Source organism: Candidatus Hydrogenedentota bacterium, assembly GCA_012730045.1.
Taxonomy (GTDB): Bacteria; Hydrogenedentota; Hydrogenedentia; order Hydrogenedentales; family CAITNO01; genus JAAYBR01.
The window spans coordinates 1-25484 of the sequence record JAAYBR010000013.1; the positions used below are offsets into that span (position 1 = coordinate 1).

19 protein-coding genes and 1 tRNA gene are annotated in these 25484 nt (G+C 68.2%); 10 read left to right on the top strand and 10 right to left on the bottom strand.

The features are described 5' to 3' along the window. The 3 genes from GXY15_01305 to GXY15_01315 form a co-directional block, all read left to right on the top strand. On the top strand, nt 1–1039 hold a 1039-nt coding region (locus GXY15_01305; protein ID NLV39851.1), incomplete at its 5' end, for a type II and III secretion system protein. A gap of 30 nt (nt 1040–1069) precedes the next feature. After that, a complete protein-coding gene (locus GXY15_01310) occupies nt 1070–2227 on the top strand; it encodes a M28 family peptidase (GenBank protein ID NLV39852.1) in 1158 nt (385 codons plus the stop codon). 118 nt (nt 2228–2345) lie between these two features. Continuing rightward, nucleotides 2346–3710 (top strand): phosphomannomutase/phosphoglucomutase, encoded by a 1365-nt coding sequence (locus GXY15_01315; GenBank protein NLV39853.1) that lies wholly within the window; start codon nt 2346–2348, stop codon nt 3708–3710. Nucleotides 3711–3789: 79 nt separating this feature from the next. Here the strand turns inward: GXY15_01315 and GXY15_01320 are convergent, their stop codons facing one another. Further along, nucleotides 3790–6627, bottom strand: coding sequence for a hypothetical protein (locus GXY15_01320; GenBank protein ID NLV39854.1), 2838 nt, complete (start codon nt 6625–6627; stop codon nt 3790–3792). A gap of 145 nt (nt 6628–6772) precedes the next feature. On the opposite strand from GXY15_01320, the gene GXY15_01325 reads away from it, so the two are divergent. Continuing rightward, nucleotides 6773–7561 (top strand): 3-ketoacyl-ACP reductase, encoded by a 789-nt coding sequence (locus tag GXY15_01325; GenBank protein NLV39855.1) that lies wholly within the window; start codon nt 6773–6775, stop codon nt 7559–7561. Here the strand turns inward: GXY15_01325 and GXY15_01330 are convergent, their stop codons facing one another. From GXY15_01330 to GXY15_01345, 4 genes are read right to left on the bottom strand one after another with little or no spacing between them, the layout of a single operon-like run. Beyond that, a complete protein-coding gene (locus GXY15_01330; GenBank protein ID NLV39856.1) occupies nt 7562–8392 on the bottom strand; it encodes a universal stress protein in 831 nt (276 codons plus the stop codon). Nucleotides 8393–8434: 42 nt separating this feature from the next. Continuing rightward, nucleotides 8435–9073 carry an imidazole glycerol phosphate synthase subunit HisH gene (gene hisH, locus GXY15_01335; GenBank protein NLV39857.1) on the bottom strand — a complete coding sequence of 213 codons (639 nt, stop codon included), beginning with the start codon at nt 9071–9073 and terminating at the stop codon, nt 8435–8437. Then, complete coding sequence (hisB, locus tag GXY15_01340) at nt 9070–9660, bottom strand: imidazoleglycerol-phosphate dehydratase HisB (GenBank protein ID NLV39858.1); 591 nt, start codon at nt 9658–9660, stop codon at nt 9070–9072. The genes hisH and hisB overlap by 4 nt, the downstream gene beginning before the upstream one ends. Nucleotides 9661–9686: 26 nt before the next feature. Next, nucleotides 9687–10412: a metallophosphoesterase family protein gene (locus GXY15_01345; GenBank protein ID NLV39859.1), complete on the bottom strand. Its 726-nt coding sequence runs from the start codon at nt 10410–10412 to the stop codon at nt 9687–9689. 394 nt (nt 10413–10806) lie between these two features. Here GXY15_01345 and GXY15_01350 point away from each other — a divergent pair, with 394 nt between their 5' ends. The 4 genes from GXY15_01350 to GXY15_01365 all read left to right on the top strand — a co-directional run bounded on the left by GXY15_01350 (nt 10807) and on the right by GXY15_01365 (nt 16319). Next, complete coding sequence (locus GXY15_01350; protein NLV39860.1) at nt 10807–11187, top strand: hypothetical protein; 381 nt, start codon at nt 10807–10809, stop codon at nt 11185–11187. A 109-nt stretch (nt 11188–11296) separates the two neighbouring features. Then, a complete protein-coding gene (locus GXY15_01355; GenBank protein NLV39861.1) occupies nt 11297–11956 on the top strand; it encodes a CerR family C-terminal domain-containing protein in 660 nt (219 codons plus the stop codon). 17 nt (nt 11957–11973) lie between these two features. Further along, nucleotides 11974–13173 carry an efflux RND transporter periplasmic adaptor subunit gene (locus GXY15_01360; protein NLV39862.1) on the top strand — a complete coding sequence of 400 codons (1200 nt, stop codon included), beginning with the start codon at nt 11974–11976 and terminating at the stop codon, nt 13171–13173. Next, nucleotides 13173–16319 (top strand): efflux RND transporter permease subunit, encoded by a 3147-nt coding sequence (locus GXY15_01365; protein ID NLV39863.1) that lies wholly within the window; start codon nt 13173–13175, stop codon nt 16317–16319. Before GXY15_01360 ends, GXY15_01365 begins: the two co-directional genes overlap by 1 nt. On the opposite strand, the gene GXY15_01370 is transcribed toward GXY15_01365, so the two are convergent. The 4 genes from GXY15_01370 to GXY15_01385 all read right to left on the bottom strand — a co-directional run bounded on the left by GXY15_01370 (nt 16261) and on the right by GXY15_01385 (nt 20254). After that, nucleotides 16261–17031: a trypsin-like peptidase domain-containing protein gene (locus tag GXY15_01370; protein ID NLV39864.1), complete on the bottom strand. Its 771-nt coding sequence runs from the start codon at nt 17029–17031 to the stop codon at nt 16261–16263. The two genes, GXY15_01365 and GXY15_01370, sit on opposite strands and share 59 nt — an antisense overlap. 119 nt (nt 17032–17150) lie before the next feature. Beyond that, nucleotides 17151–18596: a hypothetical protein gene (locus tag GXY15_01375; GenBank protein ID NLV39865.1), complete on the bottom strand. Its 1446-nt coding sequence runs from the start codon at nt 18594–18596 to the stop codon at nt 17151–17153. Nucleotides 18597–18636: 40 nt separating this feature from the next. Beyond that, a complete protein-coding gene (gene mgtE, locus GXY15_01380; protein NLV39866.1) occupies nt 18637–20013 on the bottom strand; it encodes a magnesium transporter in 1377 nt (458 codons plus the stop codon). 164 nt (nt 20014–20177) lie between these two features. Beyond that, nucleotides 20178–20254, bottom strand: a tRNA-Val gene (locus GXY15_01385). A 295-nt stretch (nt 20255–20549) separates the two neighbouring features. Between GXY15_01385 and GXY15_01390 the strand changes: the two genes are divergently transcribed. Together GXY15_01390 and GXY15_01395 are read left to right on the top strand one after the other, a co-directional pair. Beyond that, nucleotides 20550–23231 carry a family 78 glycoside hydrolase catalytic domain gene (locus GXY15_01390; GenBank protein NLV39867.1) on the top strand — a complete coding sequence of 894 codons (2682 nt, stop codon included), beginning with the start codon at nt 20550–20552 and terminating at the stop codon, nt 23229–23231. A 60-nt stretch (nt 23232–23291) separates the two neighbouring features. After that, on the top strand, nt 23292–23804 hold the full coding sequence (locus tag GXY15_01395; GenBank protein ID NLV39868.1) for a mechanosensitive ion channel: 513 nt from the start codon (nt 23292–23294) through the stop codon (nt 23802–23804). Nucleotides 23805–23807: 3 nt separating this feature from the next. On the opposite strand, the gene GXY15_01400 is transcribed toward GXY15_01395, so the two are convergent. Then, nucleotides 23808–25220 carry a patatin-like phospholipase family protein gene (locus GXY15_01400; GenBank protein ID NLV39869.1) on the bottom strand — a complete coding sequence of 471 codons (1413 nt, stop codon included), beginning with the start codon at nt 25218–25220 and terminating at the stop codon, nt 23808–23810. Between the last annotated feature and the right edge of the window lie 264 nt (nt 25221–25484).

Here is a 25484-nt window from a genome sequence, read left to right on the forward strand (position 1 = left end):
CGCCCCGGCGCCCGCGCCCGCGCCCGCCCCGGCGGAGGCCGCGCCCGCGCCCGCCCCGGCGGAGGCCCCACCAGCCCCCCCGCCCCCGCCTCCGCTGACCGACATCCGGCAGGTGCAGGTGAAGGTCTGGATCAGCGAGGCCAACGAACGGGGCATTCGGGACATTGGCGCCAACCTCAACTTCAAACGCTTTGTCCGCGGCGTCGAGAAGAACGGCTCCGTCGCGGAGGCCCGCACCAACCTGCTGCCCCTGGACCAGTTTGGCACGCTCAACCTGCCGTTTCCGGACCAAAGCCTCTTTCCGCCTCCCCTGCGGTCCGACTTGGACAACAATCTGGCCAACGGGCTCCAGGACCGGCAGGGGGCCGGGCTGTCGTTCAGCATCATTGACACCCCCTACGGCACCATAGACGGCGCCATCCGCGCCCTGGAGCGCCAGTCGGACGCGGACCTTATCTCCCGCCCGGAACTCCTGGTGGCCAACGGCCAGCCCGCCCTCATCAAGGCGGGCGGACAGGTTCCGTTCCAGGACGCGAAAATCACGCCCCCTTACGCGCCGCAGCTTCAGGTGCAGTGGCGCGACGTCGGTGTGAACCTTAACTTCACCCCGGCCATCATGCCGGACAACATGGTGCAGCTCACCCTGACCACCCTCGAAGTCTCGGACGTCAACCGGATCGAAAACTTCCGCGGCGTGGACCTGCCCGTGTTCTCCACGAGGTCGCAGACCGGCGTCGTCTATGTGCCCGACAGCACAACCCTGGTGATCGGCGGCCTGACCAGCCGGGTGCTCCGCAGCACGGAGCGCCGCGTGCCCGTGCTCGGCAAGATTCCCCTGCTGGGGATCCCCTTCCGCAGCCGCAAGGCGGACTCCGAAAACCGCAACCTGCTCATCTTCGTGTCCCCCACCGTGGTGGACCTGCGGGCGCCCACGCCCCGCGCCGAGAGCGCGCTTGAGTTCTGGCGGGAGCGGGGCACCGAGTGGCTCAACACGCCCAGGATTGAAAGCGAGCGGGATGCGATGCAGGTTGGTCTCTAGGCCGGGCCGCGCCCGGCAGGGCACGGAATAATGCCGGGAATCATGGAGGATGTCCGCTTCCTGTCCGAGACCCTTCCCGGCCGGGAAAGCCAGTCGGAGGAGGAGGAGCGCGCCGCCGACTACATCCACGGGCGGCTCTCCTCGGTCACGCCGGATACGGAAATCGAGCCCTTCTCCTGCGTGGACAACTGGGAGCTGGTGGTCGCCTCGTATCTCGCCGAATTCCTGCTGGTGGCCCTGGCCGCCGTGTGGTGGCCCCTGCCTGCCGCGCTCTACGGCGGCGCGGTGGCCTTCTCCTTTCTCGCCGAGTGGTCCGGCCGTCCGGTGTTTTCCCGCCTGCTGCCCGCCTACGAGTCCGCCAATGTGGTCGCGCGCATGGAGGCGCTGCGGCCCCGGCGTGTCTTCCTGCTCACCGCGCGCTATGACAGCGGCCCGGCCACGCTGCTGACCGCGCCCGGCGCCGCCGCGGCGCAGCGCGCCCTGCACCGCCTCCTGCTTCTTGCCATGACCGTGGTCATCGCCACCTGCGTGGTGGAGGGCGCGGCGGTTCTCGGCGGCGCCGAGAATCCGGCCATGCCCTGGTTTCGGTGGGCCGCCGCCGCCGCGCTCGGCATCGGCGCCGTCCTGTACTTCATCGCCGCCGCCTGGGGAGGCGACGCGCCGGGGGCCAACGGCAACGCGTCCGGCGTCGCCGCGCTGATCCGCGCGGCCGAACTGCTGCGCGAGTCCCCCCTGGACGACTCGGATGTCTGGCTGGCGGCGACCGGCGCGCACGGCCGGGGCCGCGCGGGAATCCGCGTCCTCCTTGGAGGCGCCGGGGTGGAAAAGCCGCTCACCCATGTCATCAATCTGGAAAGCGTCGGGCGGGGCACCCTCCGCCACACCGTTGCCGAGGGGATGCCCGTGGCCATGAACTGCGGCGCCCTCCTGCGGGCCGCCGCAGCCAAAGCCGACGAAACCCTTCCGGTGCCCCCGGTGCGCCTCACCAGCGTCGCGACCGACGCCCACACCTCCCTGGCGGGCGGGTGGAACGCCCTCAGCATTGTCGGGCTGGACGCGGACGGCGTGCCCTGCGGCTGGCAGTGGACCGAAGACACGGCGGACCTGGTCGAGGCGGACCAGATCGAGCGGGCCGCCGTGTTTGCCGTCGCCGTCATGCGCGAGCTGGAGCGGCTGGACCACGACTGACCCTTCTGGGCGGCCGGGTTTCCGCGGGCAGGTTGGGGCGCCGCGGGGGCTTCGGGTATACTTTCCGTGCCCAGGCGTGTTTGGGCGCACACTTCCACAGGAGAACGCCGCCATGCAGATCAACCCCGAGATTTTCCGAGAGTACGACATCCGCGGCATCGCGGGAAAAGACCTGGACGAGTCCTCGATGGAGACCATCGGAAAGGCATACGTCGCCTACATGCGCGGCAAACGGAAGCACAACTGCGTCGTGCTGGGGCGCGACGGGCGCCTCACCGGGAAGGCCTACGCCAACGCGCTCATTGACGGCGTCACCTCCTGCGGGATGAACGTCATTGACATCGGCATGGTGCCCACCCCCGTGCTCTATTACGCCATGCAGGTGCTCGACGTGGACGGCGGCCTCATGCTCACTGCGAGCCACAACCCGAAGGAATACAACGGGCTCAAGGTCGGCGTCGGCAAGACCACCATCTACGGCGGGGAAATCCAGAAGCTCGGCCGCATCGCCGCCGCGGGGAAGTTCCCCAAGGCCCCGGCGAAGCCCGTCACCATCACCCGCCTGGACATGAAGCCCGCCTACCTCCGCCGCGTCCGCCAGATCATTAAACTCGCGCGGCCCCTCAAGGTGGTGGTGGACGCCGCCAACGGCGTCGGCGGCCTGACCGCCATCGGCCTGTACCGCTCCCTCGGCTGCGAGGTCATCCCGCTGTTCTGCGAGGTGGACGGCAATTTCCCGAACCACCACGCCGACCCCACCAAGAAGGCCAACCTGACCGACATCATCAAGGCGGTCAAGAAGCACAAGGCGGACGTCGGCATCGCGTTCGACGGCGATGTGGACCGCCTCGGTGGCTGCGACGAGAAGGGCAACATGCTGCCCGGCGACCGCCTGCTCGCGCTTTTCGCCCGCAGCATCCTCGCGGAGAAGCCGGGCGCGACGATCCTCGGCGAGGTCAAGTGCTCGCGCGGCCTCTACGAGGACATCCGGAAGCACGGCGGCAACGCCGTCATGTGGCGCACGGGCCACTCCCACATCAAGGCGGCCATGAAGACGCTGCACGCCGAACTGGCCGGCGAGATGAGCGGCCACATCTTCTTCAAGCACCGCTGGTACGGGTTCGACGACGCCGTCTACGCGGGCGCGCGCCTGCTGGAGATCGTCGCCGCGGGAAAACAGCCCCTGAGCGCGCACCTCGCCACCATTCCCGAGCGTCCCGGCACCCCGGAGATGGAGGTCACCTGCGCGGACGCCAAGAAATTCGAGGTGGTCCGCCGCGCCACGGAGTATTTCCAGAAGGAGCTGAAGCTCGACGTGGTCACCATAGACGGCGCGCGCATCGAGTTCCCCGACGGCTGGGGCCTTCTGCGCGCCTCCAACACGGCGCCCAAACTGGTCATGCGCGTGGAGGCCGACACACCGAAACGCGTGAAGGCCATTGAGAAGCTCATCATGGACAAACTGAACGAGCTGCTTGCCTGAGCGCGGCGCGCCTTCCCAGGACAACAGAACCGCCCCTTCCGGATGCCGGAAGGGGCGGTTGTTCTTGCCGTCGTTCAGTTCACTGGGGCAGCAGGGCCAGCCCGCCGTAGCCCAGCGGCGCGTAGACCCCCTCCGCGCTGAAACGCAGCGCGAGGGGGTAGCCGCCGAGGGCGGTCGCCTCCCCCAGTACGGGTCCGGCGTCCCCGAGGTCCACCCGGGCGAGGACCGCGCCGCACACGGAGAGATAGGCCCGCGTCCCGCGCACCCCCGTCAACTGCGCGGATCCGTCGGTCAGCCCCACACTTCCCCCGTCGGCCAGCGCGCCGTCCGCACCGACACGCGCCGCGCCGATGCCGGTCGTTTCGTCCCACGTGAGGAAGAACGCCGCGGAATCCCCGGCCGCCAGTTCACCCGCCGAGTCAGGAAGCTCCAGGCGCGACAGGTGCGTCACCGCGCCGTCCCCCCCGTCCCAGGCGAGGGTGTTCAGGATGCGTCTCCACGACCAGCCCTCACCGTACTGGGTGTCCTCAAACACCCAGGCCCCGGAGGCCGCGTCGTGGAACAGGAAGGTCCCCGGCACGTTCGCCGCGGGCCCCAGGGTCAGCGTGTCCGGCATCAGGCTGCGCAGGTAATAGGCGCACTGCGGGCGGCCGCCCCGGTCGTCGGGCGCGGCGTAGCACGATGTGATCCAGAAAGCCCCCGCATCCCCCGCCACGGCGCGGACATCCTCCGCGCCCAGCAGGGGGGTGCCCGCCACGACCCCTGTTTCCGTGTCCAGCACCGCAAGGGCGGGCAGTGAGACGGGCGAGTCGCCCGGCCCCATGGTCTGCGTGGGGTATCCCACCAGTCCCAGCCACTTCCCTGTCATGACCGCCGCGTCTCCGCCGCCATACCCCCCCCAATACCCGTAAACGCGCTTCTCAGCGCCCGCCGCCCCCGGTTCGGACGCGGCCCCCTCCGGCATGCCAACGTCATACAGGGGCATGGGGTATCCCCGCCCGCCGCCCCACCAGGGGTTCAGTTCCACCCGCTGCTTCCACACCACCCCCGGCAGCGCGGCGTCCGGCGGGCAGGCCACGCGGAAGACCTCATAGAAGCCCTGCCCCCCCGTGTCCTCCCAGTCGTATCCCGTGGCCGTGACGATCATGCCGTCGGCCACAGGGAAGGTCTCCAGAAGGCTGTTCCGCGTCAGTTCCAACGCCTCGGAGGCCGCAACCCCGTTAACGTTCAACCGCACCGAGACCGCGCCGTCGGAGTATGACTGGAGCACTTCGAGTCCGCGGCCGGGGGAGAGGGGCTGATAGTCCGCCACATACTCCGCCAAGGGGATCCGCGCGCTGACGGCCGGGGAGGACAGGTCGCCCGTGATGGCCGCCAGCTCCTCGCTGGTCACGCCGTAGTAGCCGCCGCCGTAGTCAAAGGACCGCAGGACGCCCCCCCGGAGGTCCACATGCCCCAGCAGGCCGAGGCTGTCCGGGGTCCAGGCCACAAACTGAAGGCGGTCGTAGCCGCCGTTGTCATTCCATCCGCTGAAGGGGACGATCAGCAGGTTGTCGAGCACCGTGAAGGCCTTCACGTCGCCGTAGGCGCTGGACCAGGACCAGTCGTCCCCGAAGGTTTCCCGCTGGACCAGAAACGGCGCCGCAGGATCGGCGACGTTGAACAGGCTCACGCACACGCGGTTGTGGCCGTCCGTGTCGTCCACCCCCAGGGCGACCAGCCGGTCGCCGCGCGGCTCGATATGGGTGGACCAGCCCGGCACCTCCAGCGTTCCCGTGACCGCCGGGGCGGCGGGGTCGGAAAGGTCCAGCACAAACAGCGGGTCTTTGGTCAGATAGGTGACCACATAGGCGCGGGGCCCCTCAAACCGGGTCGCGTAGGCCGTTTCCCCCACAGCGGCGGAAAGAGTGGTCTGCCCCAGCACGGCCGGGGCGTCGGGGTTCGCGAGGTCCACCGTGGTCACATAGGTCTGCCGGTCCGGCCACCAGGAGTTGGAGACCACCCGGAGCACGCCGTTCCACGGGTCCATTTTGAACCGGTCCGCGAGATAGCCCGGCACCGAGCAGGTCCCCCGCACGGCCATTCGGCCGCCGGGATCGCTGATGTCCACGTACTGGATGGTCGTGGTCTGGGTGTCGCCCCAGACCTGCGACGCCACAAACAGCGCGTCCGCCGAGGCCTGGATCAGGTTTCCGTACCCCTCAAAACGCACCGTTTCCACGGGCCGGAGGTCCGCCGGGTTGGAAATGTCCACGCTGGTCACCCAGGAGGAGCTGGTCTGCTCCTTCACGGCCTCCGTGGAAACCACGCCGCCATCCTCCCAGGAATAGGAGAACTCGGCGCACACGGCGTACAGGGCGTTCCCGACCAGGCGGCTGTCAATGAAATCCCCGGGCAGGGACACGGACCCGAGCACCTGCGGGGCGGCGGGGTCGGCCACGTCCACCGCGACAATGCGGGAACCCATGGCGCAGTGGAGCAGCCCGTCGTCCCCCCGGGTGACATCCACGGCGTATCCCGTGAGTATCCAGACGCGCCCGCCCTCAAGGTACAGATCGCGGGGATACCCGGAAACGGGGACCGTGGACAGGACCTGGAACGTGTCCAAGTCCACCACGGCAAGGCCCCGGTACTGGTTCAGGATGTAGAGCAGGCCGCCGTCCCGCCGGATGACATCGGGCTCCACCACCCCGCGCGGCGTCTCGTTTTCCACATCGCCGCCGCCGACCAGCGTGTCCGTTTCCGCGTACCGCGCGCTCCAGCCGGACCCCGCCGAAAAGAAGGACGGTGATTCCGGATTGACGGGCGGGGGAACGGTGGGATCGTCCGGGTTTGCGGGTTTTTTGAACCAGGCAGGGCATCCCGCCAGACATGCCAGCACCAACACCAAAACCAACGCGACAGCTGTCTTGCGCATGGCCTTCTCTCCCGAACGGGTCGGTGTTACGCGATTGATGGACACAGTCCACCGCCGTTATTATACACCCGGGTCCGGAAACTGTTACCGCGTTTCCGCCCTGGATTCCGGCGGGCCGCGGGTCCGCAGAACTGGGAGACATGCCATGAAGACGTCCGGAACCGCCCTCGTCACCGGCGCCAGCCGGGGCATCGGCCGGGGTATCGCCCTGGCCCTGGCCGCCAAAGGCTTCAATATCGCCGGGGTGGCCACCCGGCATGTCCCCGGCGACCCGGAGGACAACCTGGAGACGCTGCGGCGCACGGTCGAGGCCCTGGGGCGGGAATGCCTGCCCGTGGCCGGGGACCTCTCCGACCTGTCCGCCCATCAGGCAATGGTGGACGCGGTGGTGGGGCGCTTCGGTGCGGTGGACGTCCTGGTGAGCAACGCTGGGGTCGCGCCGCTGGTCCGGGCGGACCTGCTGGAATGTTCCCCGGAGAGTTACGACCGCGTCATGGGGATCAACCTGCGCGGCCCCTTCTTTTTCAGCCAGACCGTGGCGAAACGCATGATCGCCCAGGTGGAGGCGGGTCTGGCCCCACCCCGCATGGTCTTCATCACCAGCATCTCCAGCCGGGCGGCCAGCGCGAACCGTCCGGAATACTGCGTCAGCAAGGCCGGCCTCAGCATGACCGCCAAGTGCTTCGCCGTCCGCCTCGCCCCCTACGGCATCCCCGTCTTCGACGTGCAGCCCGGCGTGATCGCCACGGACATGACGGCGGGGGTCACGGAGAAGTATGACCGCCTCATTGGGGAGGGGCTCCTGCTCACGCCCCGCTGGGGCACGCCGGAGGACATTGGCCGCGCGGTGGCGGCCCTGGCGGAGGGTTCGTTTGACTACGCCACCGGCGCCGTCATCGAGGTCGGCGGCGGCTTTGGGGTTGAGCGCCTGTGATCAGTGCAGCAGGAGAAGGGGGCAGGGGGCGCTGTGGAGGACGTAGGCGGTGGTGCTGCCGACGACCAGTTGCCGCAGCTTTGAGTGGCCGAAGGCGCCCATCACGATGACAGCGGCCCCGCTTTCGCCCGCGTAGGCCGAGATTTCCTCGCCCGCGTCGCCCTGCCGCGCCACGCACACGATTTCCAGCCCTTCCCGGGACTCCAGATAGCCCAGCGCCTCGCCCTGCACGGCCTCCGCGTCGTTTCGCACCGTGACCAGATGCAGGGCCATGCCCCATTCGCGGGCGACATCCGCCCCGGTGCGCAGCGCCTTGCGCGCGTGGGGGCTGCCGTCGTAGGCCACCACCACCTTGTCGCCCTCTGGGGCCGCGGCGCCGGTGACGAGAACCGGCGTGGAGGCACGCCGGACCACGGCCTGCGCCGTGGACCCGGCCAGCCCCTCCAGCCAGGGGCTGTGCTCGCCGCCCCGGCCGAGCACGATCAGGTCGGCGAGCTCGCCGGCCTCCACGATGACCCGCGGCACGATGCCCGTGGCCAGGGTTGTCTCGCAGGGAACGCCCCGCTCCGCGCACAGCCGCTCCACCTCCTCCAGCGCGCTGAGGCCGTGGACCTCCAGCAGGGAGGAGATGTTGCCGGTGTAGTTGACATAGGGGGCCGTGCCCAGGGAGGCCGAGATGTCGCGCAGGAAGGGGCCCTCAAGGAGCTTCACGTCCACCACATGCAGCGCCATGATGGAGGCGCCGTGCTTCTCCGCCAGCGCCAGCGCATAGGTCACGCCCCTGCGGGCCATGTCGCTCCCGTCCGTGGGAACCAGCATCCGCTTGATCATGCGAACCGTCCTTTGTCGGCGGGGAAACCCATTCCGGCGCCCTCAGGCGACGGCTTCCGCCCCCGCCAGCCCGCCAAACGCGCGCAGGATGGCCAGCCCGTCGGTCTGGCTTTTTTCCGGGTGGAACTGGAGGGCAAACAGGTTGCCCCCGCCCACCATGGCCGCAAACTCGACGCCGTACTCGCAGGTGGCCAGCACGGCCTCCGGATCCTCCGGCCGGCCGTAGAAACTGTGCACAAAATAGGCGTGGGGCGTCCCGTCCAGGCCGTCCAGCAGCGGGTTGGCCCGCCCGGGGACGGTCCGCACCTGGTTCCAGCCCATGTGCGGCACTTTCAGGCCCGTCTCCCGGCTGTCCGGAAAACGCACCACCTGTCCCTTGATGACGCCCAGACCGGGACAGCCCGGGCTTTCCTCGCTTCCCTCGAAGAGGAGCTGCAGGCCCACACAGATGCCGAGGAAGGGCCGGCCGTCCAGGGCCGCCTCCCGCACCACGTCCACCAGGCCGCGTTCTTCCAGCCCCCGGTAGCAGTCGCCGAAGGCGCCCACGCCCGGCAGCACCACGGCGGGGGCCTTCCGGACCGTTTCCGGGTCGCTGGTGATGGCGGCGGCGAACCCGGCGCGCTCAATGCCCTTCTGCGCGCTGCGGAGGTTGCCCATGCCGTAGTCCACGATGCAGATCATGTCTCAATGCTTCCCTTGGTTGACGGCACGCCGGTGACCCGCGGGTCCACCGTCAGCGCCTGCCGCAGCGCCCTGCCCAGGGCCTTGAAAATGGCCTCCACGCAGTGGTGCAGGTTCTTGCCGCGCAGCAGGCGCACGTGCAGGGTGATGCGGGCCTGCACCGCGAAGGCCCGCAGAAACTCCTCCGCCAGCTCCACGTCGAACTCGCCGAGCCGCGCCGGCGGCAAGTCGGCGTCGAAGGCCAGAAAAGGCCGGCCGCTGAAGTCCAGCGCGACCTCCGCCAGCGCCTCGTCCATCGGCACCACGGCGTGGCCGTAGCGCGTGAGGCCCACGGGCGCGCCCACGGCCTCCAGCACCGCCTTGCCCAGGCAGATGCCCACGTCCTCCACCGTGTGGTGGGGGTCAATGTGCAGGTCGCCCTCGGCGGTCAGTTCCAGGTCCAGCAGCCCGTGCTTCGCCACATGGTCCAGCATGTGGTCAAAAAAGCCCACGCCGGTGTTCACGGCGGCGCGGCCCCCGCCGTCCAGCGCCACCGACACGGTGATGCGCGTCTCCTTGGTCTCCCGGGAAATCGTAGCCTTCCGCATGGTCCCTGTCCTTTCCGTGTCCGGGCTTACTTGCCGATCACCAGACGGTCCGCGAGGAACGAGGGCAGCCGCGCCTCCAGAATGCGCTTCGCCGCCTCCACCACAGGGTACACGACCCGCTCCAGCTTGAAGGTCTTCTTCTCCGTGTCCAGAACGCCGAAAGAGGCCCGCGGGTCGTCATCCCGCGGCTGGCCCACCGACCCCGGGTTGATGAACAGCGCCTCCTCCGTGTCCACGGGGAACGCGTTGCCTTCGTTCACCGCGTAGGTGCCGCGCGGGCAGAGGATCACCGGCGTGTGCGTGTGGCCGATGAAGCAGAGCCGGCAGTTCTGCTCGTCCAGGAACGGCAGATGGGGGATCACGTCCTCCCAGGTGAAGATGTAGGTGTTGTGGTTCTTCGGCGCGCCGTGCACCGCCACGAAATCCCCGAAATTCAGCGCGTCCGGAAGGTTCTGCAGCCACTCCACCGCGTCGTCGCTGAGCTGGTCCCGCGTCCAGATGGCCGCCGCCAGCGCCACGGGGTTGAAGCCCCACGGCTCCTCCAGCCCGCACGCCACCGCGTCGTGGTTCCCCAGAATCGCCAGAATGTTCCGCTCGGCGATCAGGTCAATGCACTCGTTCGGCGTGGCGTTGTACCCCACCACGTCCCCGAGGCAGACCGTCCGGTCCACACCGATGTCGTCAATCCGCTTGAGAACCGCTTTCAGGGCGTCAATATTCGCGTGAATGTCGGAAATAATCGCGTACCGCAATGCCTGTCTCCGCGCCGGCGTCCCGCCGGGGCGCCCGTTCCCTCGCCCAACCCGCACTGCGGCAACAGTCCCGTCCCTCGGGAGGCCGCGCCGCCGTCCGCTCCAATACCGGTCACTCCTTGGTCCTGAACCCATGATACCAGCATTTCCCGCGCTGTTTCCAATGCCGGGAATACGCGCACCCAACCCCATCGTGGGGAATGCCTGTCCCGCCCTGTCCATGATGTCCATCAAGTCCATATCGTCCGTTCTTCATTTAAATGGACACCATGGACGGGATGGACATCATGGACGGGCAACGGAGGGAGAGGCATTCTGGCATTGAACAGCCTGAATACAAGTGCTATGCTGTGGGCTAGGGTTCAGCCGAAAGGGAGAAGGAATGGCCGTTCACATGGTGAGAACCTTGTCGGCATGGGCGGGGTTCCATCTGGTGTCCGGGGTGTTCTTCGGTGTCCTGTTTGCCGGAGTTGCCTTTGCCCTGGCGGGGGAGGATTCGTCCTTTGGTGCCGGATTCGGGATTGCTGTCGGGCCGATGGCCGCCCTGTCCTTCGGCGTGCTGTCCTATTACCCCCTGCGGAAAGTTCTCACGCCGCGGACCTGCCTCGGGCTGCCGTTCTTTACCTTTCTGGGCGGGGTGGCCGGATTGCTGACCGCGCTTCCCTTCCTCGGGGTGGAGGGCGGGGCAGGGTTCAGCGCGGCCGGGTGCATGCTCGGGTATTGGGCGGGCGTGGCCGTGCTGGGACTTGAACTGCCACGCCGCCCGAGGGAGTAAGATGCCCCGCCTTCGAGTTTTTCCTGTCTCCGCTTCAAACGCTTGACTGAAACAAACATTTGATGTATACTCTGCGCCAACGGTCGAAATGACCATTGGAGCGCGCGACATGAACCCACCCCTGGACGGAACCAAGCTGGCGCTGGTGGAGGCGGCGGGGCCGCTTTTCGCGGAGCATGGGCTGGAGGGGACGAGCATCCGGGCGATCGCGGAGCGGGCGAAGGCGAACGTGGCGGCGGTGAACTACCATTTCGGGTCGAAGGAAAACCTGTACACGGAGGTGCTGCGCCATGTGGCCACGCGCGCCATGCGCAGGCCCGTCGCGGAGTACAGGGCCGAGGCCGAATCCACCCGGTCGCGCCGCGAGCTTTCCCGGCTGATGGCCGATTTCATGTCCGACTGGTTCCACTCCTACTTCCCCCCCGAGGGGCCGGCGTGGCACGTCCGCCTGATGATGCGGACCCTGCTGGAGGCGTCCCCGTCGCTGCAGCAGATCGTGGACCAGGTGTTCCGTCCGGACCACAGCGAGCTGGAGGGGCTGCTCCGGGCGGTCTGCCCCGGCATGACGGAGGAGCAGGCGCGGTTTTGCGCGTTCACGCTCTCCGCGCAGATCACTTTTTTCATCATGGCCAAGGCGCCGATCCTGCTGTTCCTGCGCATGCGGGACTATGACCCGGCGTTTCTTGATTCGGCGTGCGGCCACGTGACCCGCGTCGTCTTTGCGATGCTCCGGGAGTACGGCGCCCCCATCACCCTTCCCGCAACCTGAACGGATTCTCCATACCCATGAAAGTGATTCTCAAAGCTGTTTCAAATCTTGTGCTGATCGCGGTGCTGGCCGGGGCCGCCTACCTGCTTCTCACCCGGATGGGCGGGAACAAGGAGGAGGAGGCCGCCCCCGCGGCCGAGCGGGTGGTTCCCGTCTCCGTCACGCCCCTGGAGACGCGCGCTTTCGAGGACCGCGTGGCGGTCCAGGGAAACATTCGCGCCAAGAACTTCGCCATGGTGTCCCCCGTGATCGGCGGCACCATCGGGGAGATTTTCGTCCGCGAAGGCGACGCCGTGAAGGCGGGCGAGACGGTGCTTTTCACGGTGGATTCGGTGAACCTGCGCCACGCGCTGGACGTGCGCCGCCAGGACCAGGCGGTGGCGGAGAACGCCCGCAAGCAGGCCGAGGCGCGGGTGGCGCAGGTGCGCGCCGATTTCGAGAAGGCCGAGGTGGACCTGCGGCGCTACGAGCTGCTCTACGAGGACAACGTGGTGCCCGTGGACGTGCTGGAGATGCAGCAGTCCCGGTACAAGCAGATGAAGGCCGCGCTGGACATGGCCGCGACCATGGTGCAGCTCAGCCGCGAGCAGGAGGAGCAGGCGGGCATCGCCGTGGAAATCGCCCAGAAGACCCTGGACGACGCGACCACAAAATCCCCGATTGACGGCGTGGTCACGGTGAAACTCGCCGAGGTCGGCGAGATGGCCCAGGCCGGCCACCCGGTCGTCCGGGTCGAGGACATGACGGTGCTGGAGGCCTCGGCGTACCTGCCGGCGGAGCACTTCGAAAAGGTCCGCGAGAACGAGACCGAGGTGCGCGTGTCGGCCTACGGAAAAGACATGGGGACCGCCAAAGTCACCTACAAGAGCCCGTCCATCACGCCGAAGCTGCGCGCCTTTGAGATACGCTGCGAACTCGGGCGCCTGCCCGAGGGCATGTCCACCGGCGGCATCGCCGACCTCGTCGTGGTGTTTGCCCGGCGGGACGGGCTGGCCGCGCCCACGGGCGCCCTCGTGCAGCGCGCCGGCAAGTCCATGCTCTTCACCGTGGACGGGGACACGGCCCGCGTCCATGAGGTGGCCGTGGGGCTGGCCAACGGGGGCTGGTCGGAGATTCTGCCGTCGGACAGCCTGGCGCAGGGGACGCCGGTGGTCACCATGGGCCAGACGCTTGTCGAGGACGGGGCCAAGGTTCAAGCACAGGATTCCAGCAGCTAATGTTTCTCTCAAACGCGTCCATACGCCGGCCTGTGGCCATGTCGGCCCTGCTCATTGCGCTGGCCATCCTGGGGTTCAACGCCTACCGCACCATCCGGCTTGAGTTCATGCCCAAGGTGGACTTCCCCTACGTCACCGTGCTCACGGTGTATCCCGGGGGGAGCCCTTCCGACATCGAGGTGGACATCGCCAAGCGCGTCGAGGACGCCGTGGTCTCCATTGACGGCGTTAAGCATGTCAACTCCGTGGCCATGGAGAACGTCTGCCAGACCCTCATCGAGTTCCAGATGGGCGTGGATGTGGACGTGGCGGCCAACGATGTGCGGTCCAAGCTGGACCTGATCCTCGTGGACCTCCCGGAGGGCTGCGAGAAGCCGAAAGTCCTGAAATTTGACATCAACGCCCTGCCCGTCGTGACCCTCGCGCTTTCGGGCGACGCGCCGGTGGAGGAGCTGTTCGACTTCGCGGACAACCTGCTCCGCGACCGCCTCGCCACGCTGTCCGGCGTGGCCACCGTGGAGCTGGTCGGCGGCGCGAAACGCGAGGTTCATGTGACCCTCGACCGCGACCGCCTCGCCTCGCGCGGGCTCACCAGCATGAGCGTCGTCGAGGCGGTGCAGAAGGGCGTCAAGACCGTGCCCTCGGGCCGCATCCGCGAGAAGGGCATGGAGTATTCCGTCAAGTTTGACGCGGAATACGAGGACATGGCCGCCCTGGGCGGGCTCGAAATCGCCAACGAGAACGGCATCCGCACCTATCTGCGCGACGTGGCCGAGGTGGGGATGACCACCGAGGAGCTCCGCCAGACGGCGGACATTGACGGGAAGCCGGCCATCATTGTGAAGGTGGTCAAGAAGGCCGACGCGAACGCGGTGGAGGTGGTGAACAATGTGCGCGGCGCCCTTGACCGACTGCGCACGGGGCTGCCCGGCGGCATGCGCCTGGACTGGGTGGAGGACGACGGCACCTTCATCCAGGCGTCCGTGGACAGCGCCACGTCCAACATTATCCAGGGCGTCCTGCTGACCGCGCTCATTCTTTTCCTGTTCCTCTACAACATCCGGTCCACCATCATTGTCGCGATCACGATGCCCCTGACCATCGTCATCGGGCTCTTCTTCATGAAGGCGGTCGGCTACTCCCTGAACATGCCCACCCTCATGTCCATCGGCCTCTCCGTGGGCATTCTTGTCACCAACTCCATCGTGGTCCTCGAGAGCATCCTCACCCGGCTCCAGGAGACCGGCGACCCCGTCAAGGCCTCCCGGCTGGGCGCCGGCGAGGTCGGCATCGCCGTGCTCGCCAGCGCGGGCACCAACGTCGTCGTGCTGTTCCCCATCATCATCATGAAGTCCATGGTCGGATTCTTCTTCGCCCCCTTTGCCCTGTCCATGGTCATCATGACCGTCGCCTCCCTGTTCATCTCCTTCACCCTCACCCCCATCCTGTGCGCCAAGCTCCTCAAGCCCGTCCCCGAGGGGGCCGGCGGCCTTCTTGCGCTCATGGACCGCCTGTGGAACGGCGCGCTGGACGCCGTGACCGAGGGGTTTATCCGGCTGCTCCGGTTCTTCGAGAAGAACCGGCTGGCCGCCCTGGCCTTCATGGCCTTCTGCGTCTTCATGCTCTGGCACTCCCTGGGGCTTGCCGCCGGGCTGGGATTCACCTTTTTCCCCGACTCCGACCGCGGCAAGGTCTCCGTGAAGCTTGAGTATCCGACCAGCTACGACCTGGAAAAGACCACCGCGCGGGTCGGGGAGGTCAAGGAGCGGCTGGCGGGGCTGCCCGGGCTGAAGCACATGGTCACCACCATCGGCAAGGTCGAGGGCGTGCTCGGCCAGGGCAGCGAGGGCGTCTATCTCGCACAGGTGACCCTGGTGTTTCCGCAGCGGACCGAGCGCGCGGAGACGGGCGACGAGCTGGTGGCGACCGCCCGCAGGAGCATGGAGGGGTACGCGGACGCGATCGTCACGGTGTCCACCCCCAGCACCGTCGGCGGGCAGTCCGCCAAGATCGAGGTGGAGATCGCCGGCGAGGACCTCTCCCTGCTCGACAGCCTGGCCCTCCGGCTGGAAAAGGCCCTCCGCGGCCGGGACGGTTTCGACGACGTGGACACGAGTGTCCGGATTGGCAAGCCCGAACTGCGCGTGACGCCGAAGCGCGAGGTGCTGTCCGACCTGGGCATGCCGGCCGTGGGTGTGGGCATGGCGCTCCGCGCCAACCTGGAGGGCCTCACCTCCGCCGTCTACAAGAAGGACGGCCGAAACTATGACATCGTGGTGAAGCTGGCCGAGGAGGAGGGAAAGGAGCAGGTGGGGCAGTTCCTGCTTCCCGGCCCCCCGGGCAGCCCGCTGCTCCTCTCGACGGTGGGCGCGGTCACCGAGCGCCTGGCGCCGATCCAGATCCTGCGCAAAGACAAGATGCGCATCACCAAGGTGTTCGTGAACAACTCGGCGGACAAGCCGCTCGGCGAGGCGGTGGACGACATCAAGGAGCTGTTCGCCACCGAGATACCGCTCCCCGCCGGCTACGTGCTGTTCTTTCCGGGGCAGTACGAGGTCATGCAGGAGGGCAACGCCGCCTTCGCCGAGGCGGGCCTCATCGCCATCATCCTCGTCTATCTGACCCTGGCCGCCATCCTTGAGTCCTTCTTCCGGCCCTTCATCATCCTGCTCACGCTGCCCCTCGGCTTCGTCGGCGTGGTGTGGGCCCTGTGGGCGGCCGGACTCGCCATCAACATGATGGTCATGCTCGGCATCGTCATGCTCATCGGCATCGTGGTGAACAACGCCATCCTGATCATGGACTCGGTGGAGCAGTACCGGGGGAAGGGCATGTCCTCCCATGACGCCATGATCACCGCCTGCCGCGACCAGTTCCGGCCCATTGTCATGATCACCGCGGCCGCCATCCTCGGCATGCTGCCCCTGGCCATGGACCAGGGCATCGGCTCGGAGCCCCGCGTCCCCCTCGGCGTCGCCTCCGTCGGCGGCATCGCCATCTCCGCCGTCCTCACCCTGCTCGTGATCCCCATCGTCTACGATTTCTTCACCCGCAGGAAGAAGCACGGCGCCGGCACGGGGCCGGACGTCACTCCGCCCGCGGCGGAACCTGGCCCAGAAGCTCCCGAACCTGCGCCGTCGGAATGATCACCACCATGCTGTCCCCGCCGGTGGTGCCGCCCTTCTGCATGCGCAGCGTGCCGACGCCCACCAGCGCGCCGTCCAGCGTGAACACCGGCGAGCACAGCACGCTGTCCGACCGGTGCGTCCCCATAAAATAGAAGGGCCGGGGCTTCTCGACCAACCCCTCAATGCGCTCGATGAAGGATGTGTGCGCCCGCTGGGCCACCGGACCCATCTGCCCCACCACCACCACCGGGTCCAGGATGGCCGGCACGGCGGCCGTCTCCGGATTGACAAAGGGCAGCGCCTCCGCCGGCTTCTCCACCGGGCGGATAAAGCCCAGGTCCAGGTCCTTGTCCCGCAGCACCAGCTCCGCGTCATGCTCCGAACTGTCCCCGTACACCATCTTCAGCGACACCAGCTTGCTCGTCGTGCCGTCCATCTCCTCGCCCATCATCGCCAGGATGGACGTCGGGTCCACCGCCGACAGCGACAGCACCGCCAGCCCGTCCCCGGCGATCACCACCGCGTTCGCCTCCGCCTCCCGCTCCCGGTCCTGCCCGCCGAAGGAGATGCTGCTGGCGATCTTCACCGTCACCACCGCGGCCCGGGTGGACTCAAACACAGCGCGCCCCTTCTCCGCGAGCTCGTCCGCCGGGGCCGCCAGGGGGGCCAGACAGACGGCAAACGCGAGAAAAACGAAAAAAGATACTGTGGAGCGGCGGCTGGGGGACATGGGGGACTCCTTCTCTGGGTTCCGGCCGATTCCGGACGCGGGTACTATAGGAGAACCACAGGGCACTTTTCCAGCCCCCGGAGGGTGTGTTCCGTTCTACGTGCCTCCGTGCCGTTGCGTCAGGAACCGTCCGCGTAGACTTCCAGCTCGGCCACGGCCATCTGGCCGCCGGGCTGGTTGGGGGCGTCGGGCTTCTCCGAGCACACGCGCACATACCGGGCCTTTTCGGGCGTATCCAGGACGATTTCCAGGGGCTCGCCCTTGTGGTTTTCCGCGCGGTGGACGGTTTTCCAATGCCGCCCGTCGGCGGACACGCGCACCCCGCAGACCGTCGGGTAGCCGTTCTTCGGGAAGGTCACCCGCACCCGCCGGACCGCCGCCGTGTCCACCAGGTCCGCCTCATAGGTCCACGCGTACTCGCCCCCGGCCTGGGCGCAGGTCTCCGGGTTGCCGTCCACGCCCAGCCGGGCGAACTGGGTCTTGCAGCTCGGTCCCAGCGTCCGGGCGCCGTCCAGCGAGAGCAGCCGCGACTGCTTGCGCCACGCGAGGTTGCCCGGCGGCACCGGGGCCGCGGCCGGCGCCGGCTCGTTCAGGGCCTTCCGGACCGCCTTGAGCAGCTCCACCTGCGACTTGTCCAGCGACCCGTCGCGGAAGAGCGCCACGTCCACGGACACCACGCCGCCCCGCTCCGTGACCTGGCGGACATACTCCACGAACTCGGGCTTCTTGTAACCCAGTCCCGGCTCGCCCCACCAGGTGCCGCTGAGGAACGAGAGGATGTGCCACTGCTCGCCGCCGAGGAAGCGCGATGGGGGAACCTCGTGGAAGAGGTTCTGCTCCCCGCAGGTGTAGTCCTCGTGGGCGCTGTACGCGCGCACCAGGGGGTCCACCCCCGGGTTGAACGCGACGATCCGGTCCGGATGCCCCGCCCGCAGCCCCTCCGCCAGCACGGCCAGCCGCTCCTCGTCGTAGCCCAGCCACTCGTAGCAGCCGTCGGTCCACACCCCCGCCACCTTGTCGCCGTAGCGCTCGCCGTACTCGCGGAAGACATCCGCCCACTTCTTGACAAAGTCCATGCCCGGCTTCTCGCCGCAGCCGAAGGCGGGGCCCGCCTTCTCGTCGGCCCGGGGGCCGTCGCCCGTGTAGTAGAGCATCAGCCGGATGTTCCGTTTTTCCAGCGACACCGCCAGGTCCGCGATGAGGTCGCGCGTGGCGCAGGCCTCGCCGGGCTGGTATCCCGAAATCCGGTCAAAGGTGGCGTTCGGCGCGATCATGAACCGCGACACCTGCATCACCGTGAAGATGACGTAGCCCGCGCCCGCCTCCGCGGCCGCGCCGGCGAAGCGCTCCGTGTCGAAGTCCCGCACGCAGGCGTCCCAGTCCGTCTGCTTCCCCAGACTCAGCACGGAATCCGCGTTGTTCTGGATGCCCGCGAGGTAGTGGACGAAGATGCCGAAGCCCGCGTCGCGGAACCATTCGGTGCGCGCGGCCCTTTCGGGCGAGGGGTCCTGCGCGGCGGCGGGCACGGCGGTCAGAAGAAGAAGCAGGGCGGCGGCACGGCTCATGGGACGCTCCTCCAGGGCGGTGTTTGCCGGAAGGATACGCCTACAGGAGGCCCGTTGCAAGGGCGATGCTCGCGAGGCCGAGCACCAGCATGAACCCGCACATGTCGGTGATGGTCGTGAGGATCGGCGGCGCGCCCAGGGCCGGGTCAATCTTGAACCGGCTCAGCAGCAGGGGGATCAGGCCGCCCAGCGACACGGCCACAATGATGTTCAGGAAGAAGGCCAGCGCGACGACCAGCCCCAGCATGGGCGACCCCCCGCCGAAGACCACCGCCACCACCCCCAGCACCGCGCCCAGGGCCGCGCCGTTGATGACGCCGACAAAAATCTCCTTCATCCACACATGGAAGAAGTCCTCGGGCTTGATCAGGCCCAGCGTCAGCTCGCGGATGCTCACCGCCACCGCCTGGTTCCCGTTGCACCCGCTGATGTTCGCGATGATGGGCATGAAGAAGACCAGCAGGAAGACGTTATTGATGGTTTTCTGGTAGGCCAGCACCACGCTCGCCGCCACCCCGCTCAGGAGCAGGTTGACGAAAAGCCAGGAGAGCCGCCGGCGGGTCCGTTCCCACAGGGGCATGGACCGCAGCTCGTCGCCGCTCACGATGCCGCTGAACCGCAGGAAACTGCGGCCCTGCGCCTCGCTCCAGGCCTCCTCCAGGTCCACCCGCCGCACCACGCCCTGCAGCACCCCGTGCTCGTCCGTCACGGGCAGCGCCCAGAAGGGGTAGCGCTCGAAAATGTCGTCCAGCTCCTGGAGCCCCGTGTCCGTGAACACATACACCGGGTTCGGGATCATCAGGTCTTTGACGCGCTTCGTGGCCGGCGCCATCAGCGCCTCCCGCAGCGAGAGCACCCCGGCCAGCTTGCCGCTCTCCGAGAGGACGTACGCGTAGGGCAGGCCCACCTCGTCGCCCGCGTCCGTCTGCTCGCGCACCTCCCGCAGCACCCGGCCCACCTCCGTGTCCCCCGCGTACGAAAGGTACTCCGTCATCATGACGCCGCCCGCGCTCTCCGGGTCGTGCAGCAGGAGCTCGCGCACGTCCTGCGCCTCCTCCGGGTCCATCCGGCTCAGGATTTCCTCGGCGTCCTCCTCCTCCAGCTCCCCCACGATGTCCGCGCGCCGGTCGCTCTCCATCGCGTCCAGGATCGGGGCCGCCTCGTGCGCCGGCAGGTCCTCCAGGATGTCCGCGCCCTGCGAGTCCTCCAGCTCCTCGATGACGTCCGCCGCGTCCTCCGGGTCCAGCATCTGGAAGACCCGCATCCGCTCCTCGTCGTCCAGGCGCGCCAACGCGCGCGCCACGTCGCTGGAGGGGATGCGGTCAAGGGTTTCCGTCAGGCCGGCGGCGTCATTCCGCACGATGCAGTCGCGGATTTCCTCCCAGGGCGTCTGAATCTTCAGCTCGGGCTCGGCCATGACGCGCCTCCCTTTGGAGTGCACCGGCGCGGGAGGATGCCCCCGAAGCCCCCGAAGACGCACAGGGTCCGGCCGCGCCTGCAGCTTGTTTCAGCGGGACGCCGGACGCCGGAAGGAGATCGGGCCGCGCGCCGCCCCAAAGGCCTGGAAAAAGGGCAAGAAAATGGTGGGCGGCACTGGACTCGAACCAGTGGCCTCTGCCGTGTGAAAGCAGCGCTCTAACCAACTGAGCTAGCCGCCCCAACCGCCGTAATCGTACCACACGCCCCCGGAACCGCGCAACTTCACAGACCCGCGCGGAAGGCGCGGGAAGCCCCCGCATTCGCCGGGCGGACCGGCCCGCCGCGCTTCCGCGCCGCACGGTGGACGACATGGACGGCATGGACCCCATGGACGGAAGCGCAGGTTTGTTCCCCTGTCCATCCCGTCCATTCTGTCCATAGAGTCCATCTCACCCGCCCCGCTTGCATTGCCCGTCCGGCGCGGACCACAATCCTCCCCGGGTTTTTGACAACGCAACCACGGGGATGCACGCCATGCGCGTTGGATCGTTTTTCCTGCTGTTGACGCTGCTGACGGGGGTTTCGCTTTGCGCCGCCGGGGGGGAGATCCGGCCGGAACGGCTGGAGTGCGAGGGGATGGGGAATCCGGTCGCGGTGGATGAGCCCCATCCGGTGCTGTCGTGGAGTCTCCCCCCGGAAAGCCAGGGTGCGCATACGGCGTGGCAGGTGCAGGCGGCGTCCTCGCGGGAGGCGCTGCTGCGCGGCGAGGCGGACCTGTGGGATTCGGGCAGGGTCGGGGGGGCCGAACAGCAGGCGGCCTATGCCGGCGCGATGCCCGCCCCGGCGCAGCAGGTGCACTGGCGCGTGCGCGAATGGGGAACGGACACTTGGAGCGAGCCCGCCGCGTGGGGCGCGGGCCTGCCGCGCGGGGAGGCGTGGCGCGCGAAGTGGATCACCGCGCCCGCCGACGGCTGGGCCTCCTCGATGTTCCGCAGGTCCTTCACCGTGCAGGACAAGCCGGTGGCGCGGGCCGTCGCCTTTGTCTGCGGGCTGGGCCAGTTTGAATGCTCCGTGAACGGCGCAAAGGCGGGGGACCACTTTCTGGATCCCGGCTGGAGCAACTATAGGAAGACCTGCCTCTACGTCCCCTTCGATGTGACCGCGCAACTGCGCCCGGGGGAGAACGTTGTCGGCGTGATGCTCGGCAACGGCATGTACAACGTGCCCGGCGGCCGCTACACCAAGTTCAAGGGCACGTTCGGCCCCCAGAAGCTCATCATGCAACTGCATGTCCGCTACGCCGACGGCACGGAGGAGGTCGTGGCCACGGACAACTCCTGGCGCGCCGCGGAGAGCCCCATCACCTTCACCTGCATCTACGGCGGCGAGGACTATGACGCCCGCCGCGAGCGCCCCGGCTGGGACGCCCCCGGCTATGACGACGCCGCGTGGGCGGCGGCGAAGGAGACGGAGGGGCCGGGCGGCGAACTCCGCCTGTCCGAGGCACCGCCGGTGAAGGTGCTGCGCACCCTGCGCCCCGCGGAAATCCGCGCCACCGCGCCGGGCGAGTACTTCGTCAACCTGGGCGAGAACCTCTCCGCCGTGCCCTTTTTCACCGTGCGCGGGGCGGCGGGCGCGGCGGTGACCGTGACGGTGGGCGAACTGCCCGACACCCCCTGGGAGGGCCACTCCTACACCTACACGCTGAAGGGGGAGGGGGACGAGACCTTCCGGCCCCGCTTCACCTATTTCGGCTTCCAGTACCTCTTCCTCAAGGGGGCCGTCCGTCCGGAGGACGCCGGGGCGGACAACCGCCTGCCCCTGCTGCTGGACGTCGGCGCGGACTTCGTCTCCAGCGCCGCCCCGGAGGCCGGGTCGTTCTGGTGCGACAACGCGCTCATGAACGAAATCAACGACATGGTGGCCCGCTCCGTGCGCAGCAACCTCCAGAGCGTGCTGACCGACTGCCCCCACCGCGAGAAGCTCGGCTGGCTGGAGGTGTCCCACCTCATGGGGCCGTCCATCCTCTACCACTACGACGCGGCGGGCCTCTACCGGAAAATCTGCCGCGACACCACGGAGTCGCAGCTCGACAGCGGCCTGGTGCCCGACATCGCCCCGGAGTACACCCGTTTCAACGGCGGCTTCTTCGAGTCGGCGGAGTGGGGCAGCGCCTGCGTGCAGCTGCCGTGGCTCCTGTGCCAGTGGGAGGACGACACCCGCACCCTGGACCGCCAGTACGACACCATGGCGAAGTACACCCGCCATCTCGCGTCCACGCGGAACGAGAAGGGGCTCGCCAGGGGAGGGCTCGGCGACTGGTATGACTGGACCCCGGAAAAGGGCCACGCGGGCGCCTCGCAGCTCACGCCGGACGAGCTGACCGCCACGGCTTTCCTCCACGACAACGCGCGCATCCTCGCCGAAACGTCACGCCTACTGGACCGCGCTGCGGACGCGGAGGAGTTCGCCGACCTGGCCGCCAGGGTGCGGGGGGACTTCCTCGCCGCCTACTACCATCCCGACACGAAAAGCGTCGCCACGGGCAGCCAGTCCTCCCTCGCCGTGGGGCTGTTCTTCGGCCTCGTGCCGGAGGCCGACCGCGACGCCGTGCTCGCGAACCTCGTGAAGGCCCTGGAGGACATGCAGTTCCGCCCCACCACGGGCGAGGTGTGCTTCCGGTATCTCGTGCGCGCGCTGGCCGACGCCGGGCGCTCCGACCTCGTGTGGCGCATTGTCAACCGCACCGACCCGCCGGGCTACGGCTGCATGCTCAAGCAGCACGGCCTCAAGACCCTTTCCGAGCGGTGGGACAAACCCGGCGAGTCCCTCAACCACTGCATGTTCGGCCACATCCAGGAATGGTTCCAGGCGTATGTGCTCGGCATCCGCCAGGCCCCGGACAGCCGGGGCTTCGCCCGCCTCCTCATCGCCCCCACCCCTGTCGGCGACCTCGCCGCCGCCAAGGGCCATTTCGACAGCCCGCGCGGCCGGGTGGCCGTGGAGTGGAGACGGTCGGAGGGGGCGTTCACACTCTCCGCTGCCATTCCCGGAAACACCGCCGCCGAGATTGTGCTTCCGGTGCCGGACGGCGGTACAATCACCGTGGATGGAGGCGGGACGGAACCGCCCGCGCGGCGCGGCGGGGAGGGGGAGGCGCGCTTGACGGTGGGTTCCGGAAACTGGGTCTTCACCTGGAAGGCCCCCGGGGCCTGACGAGGGCACACAGCGTCCCGGGCACCGCCTGCGGGGCAAGGGACAGAAAAGGAGCGAGTGATGGACGGTGTCATGGTCATGGTCATGGCGTATCTGCCGAAGGTCGGCCTGGCGATCGCCGTTGCGGCCGCATTCTGGTTCGGCGGCAAAATTGCGGAGGCCGTGATCCGGCGCGCCGCGGAAAAGGACCCCCAGCGGCGGGACATCCTCCTGCTCCTGGGCCGCTCGGTGGCCGTCGGCCTGTCCGGGTTCGGCGTGGTGTGCGGCCTGGGCACCCTCGGGGTGGACGTCACCGCCGTCATCGCGGGCCTGGGCCTGACAGGCTTCGCCCTCGGCTTCGCGCTCAAGGACATGCTGTCCAGCGCCCTGGCGGGGGTGATGCTCCTCCTCAGCCGCCCCTTTGTTTCCGGGGACCGCATCCTGGTGACGGGGTTCGAGGGGGTTGTCCAGGGCGTGGACCTGCGCTACGTCACCCTGGCGGACGGCGACAAGAAGTACCTGGTCCCCAATTCGGCGGTCGTCGCCAACGCGGTCACGGTGCTGCCCAAGGACGCGCCCGCGGCGCAGGAGTAGGCGTCACCGGGTTTCCGACAGAAACTCCTGGAACTCCGGGTGCGCGTCGAGGATTGCCCCGGCGGCGCGGCGGAGCGTGTCCACCTGTTCCCGCTTCAGCTTGAAGGCCGTCGGGATGTCGTTCAGCGATTTCCTCTCCGCCTCGTCGGGCACCCGGTCGAAGTCCACCTCGATGAAATGGTGGTCCACCTCCGGGCCGGCGAGTTCGGGGAAGTTCGCCGCCACCGCCTCCGCGCCGTAGAGTTCCGTGAGCCGCCGCTTGAAGCGCTGCTGCTCCTCCTGCTGGCGCACATACGACCGCATCATGACCAGTTCGGAGTCCGTCAAGTTGGAGAGGGGGGCCGAGGTGGCCACGCCCAGCACCTGGAACAGGCCGAGCACCTTGCCCTTGGGGTCCAGGGGCGGCTTCTTCTCCCGCTTTGCGTTGACCGTGATCACCACCATCTTCCGCACCGCCGCGTTCCTGAAGTCGGCCCCGAAGTTGTCGCCCGGAAAAGTGCCGTGGAGGAGCTGGAGCACCGGCAGCAGGCCGAGATTGTCCGACACCCCGCCGTCGCACAGGTAGACCCAGGGCCGGTCCTCCCCGAGGTAGCTCTCCGCCTGGAGCGCCGCCCGGTGCCGGGGATGCCCGGCGCGCTCCCGCGCCAGCTCGTCGCCGATCCACGCGGGCTTCACAAAACCGTCTCCCTTGGGATAATTGCGCAGCGTCACCGGCGTGAGCAGCCCCGGGAACGCTGCCGACGCCGCCACCGCGTGGCCCACGGGGTACGCGCCCAGGTCGGAGTAGAGCAGGTCGAACTGCCGCTGCGTGAAGTCGAAGCGCGTGCCCAGCTCCGTGTCCGTCGCGTTCAGCACGATGAACGGCCGCTCGTTCCGCGCCTGCAGGTCTGCGAAGGTCTTTTCCCTGAAGATGCGGCGGCTGAAGTCGTCCGCCAGCATGTCCGTGCGCCCGTAGAAGGGCGACGCCAGTTTCGGCCAGTTCAGCGGCGAAAGCACCCGGAGGATCAGGCCGTCCTGGATGCTGTGGTAGAGGACCTTCTCCGGGAAGTCCGCGAAGATCTCGTCGCCGAACAGCCCGTAGTACGCCGCCGGAAGGCTGCCCCCCGACACCGACGAAATGATGTCCACCTCGTCCAGCAGGCGGCGCTCCTGTCCCTCCCAGACGATTTTTGTGTCGCGCAGTTTCTCCAGCACGCCGTAGGAGAGGGCTGCGGCCCGCGTGCCCCCGCCCGAAAAGGTCAGCACCACCAGCAGGCTGTCCGAGTTCCCCTTCCCGCACGGCGTGTTCCGGTAACGGTAGCCGTAGTCCCGGTCAAAACGCGCCAGCGGCTCGTTCCGCAGCGGGATCGTGTTGCACCCCGCCAGAAACAGCAGCGCCCCCGTGAACGCCCACAGCCTCACCCGTTTGCCCGGCATGTCGCCTCCTGTGAAAGTCGCTGAAAACAACGCCCGAACGCCGAGTATAGCAGAGCGGTTTCGGTGGACGTGGTGGCCCATGTGGACAGGGTGGACATGAAAGGGGAGGAGGGGCCCGGGAAACCCGCTTCAAATGGACACACAAGACCGCAAGGGGTTCCGCCTCAACGCTTCAGCGGGAAAGGCTTTGATGGGGCGGCGCAACACGGCCCGCGGCGCAATTCTTGCATCTGTGCGCCGATCGTGCAACACTAACGGCAAGGG

Coding starts and splice junctions, on each gene's coding strand:
- GXY15_01310 (NLV39852.1), top strand. CDS start 1,070: ATGCCGGGAATCATGGAGGATGTCCGCTTCCTGTCCGAGACCCTTCCC.
- GXY15_01320 (NLV39854.1), bottom strand. CDS start 6,627: ATGCGCAAGACAGCTGTCGCGTTGGTTTTGGTGTTGGTGCTGGCATGT.
- GXY15_01325 (NLV39855.1), top strand. CDS start 6,773: ATGAAGACGTCCGGAACCGCCCTCGTCACCGGCGCCAGCCGGGGCATC.
- GXY15_01330 (NLV39856.1), bottom strand. CDS start 8,392: ATGATCAAGCGGATGCTGGTTCCCACGGACGGGAGCGACATGGCCCGC.
- hisH (NLV39857.1), bottom strand. CDS start 9,073: ATGATCTGCATCGTGGACTACGGCATGGGCAACCTCCGCAGCGCGCAG.
- hisB (NLV39858.1), bottom strand. CDS start 9,660: ATGCGGAAGGCTACGATTTCCCGGGAGACCAAGGAGACGCGCATCACC.
- GXY15_01350 (NLV39860.1), top strand. CDS start 10,807: ATGGTGAGAACCTTGTCGGCATGGGCGGGGTTCCATCTGGTGTCCGGG.
- GXY15_01355 (NLV39861.1), top strand. CDS start 11,297: ATGAACCCACCCCTGGACGGAACCAAGCTGGCGCTGGTGGAGGCGGCG.
- GXY15_01360 (NLV39862.1), top strand. CDS start 11,974: ATGAAAGTGATTCTCAAAGCTGTTTCAAATCTTGTGCTGATCGCGGTG.
- GXY15_01365 (NLV39863.1), top strand. CDS start 13,173: ATGTTTCTCTCAAACGCGTCCATACGCCGGCCTGTGGCCATGTCGGCC.
- GXY15_01370 (NLV39864.1), bottom strand. CDS start 17,031: ATGTCCCCCAGCCGCCGCTCCACAGTATCTTTTTTCGTTTTTCTCGCG.
- GXY15_01375 (NLV39865.1), bottom strand. CDS start 18,596: ATGAGCCGTGCCGCCGCCCTGCTTCTTCTTCTGACCGCCGTGCCCGCC.
- mgtE (NLV39866.1), bottom strand. CDS start 20,013: ATGGCCGAGCCCGAGCTGAAGATTCAGACGCCCTGGGAGGAAATCCGC.
- GXY15_01390 (NLV39867.1), top strand. CDS start 20,550: ATGCGCGTTGGATCGTTTTTCCTGCTGTTGACGCTGCTGACGGGGGTT.
- GXY15_01395 (NLV39868.1), top strand. CDS start 23,292: ATGGACGGTGTCATGGTCATGGTCATGGCGTATCTGCCGAAGGTCGGC.
- GXY15_01400 (NLV39869.1), bottom strand. CDS start 25,220: ATGCCGGGCAAACGGGTGAGGCTGTGGGCGTTCACGGGGGCGCTGCTG.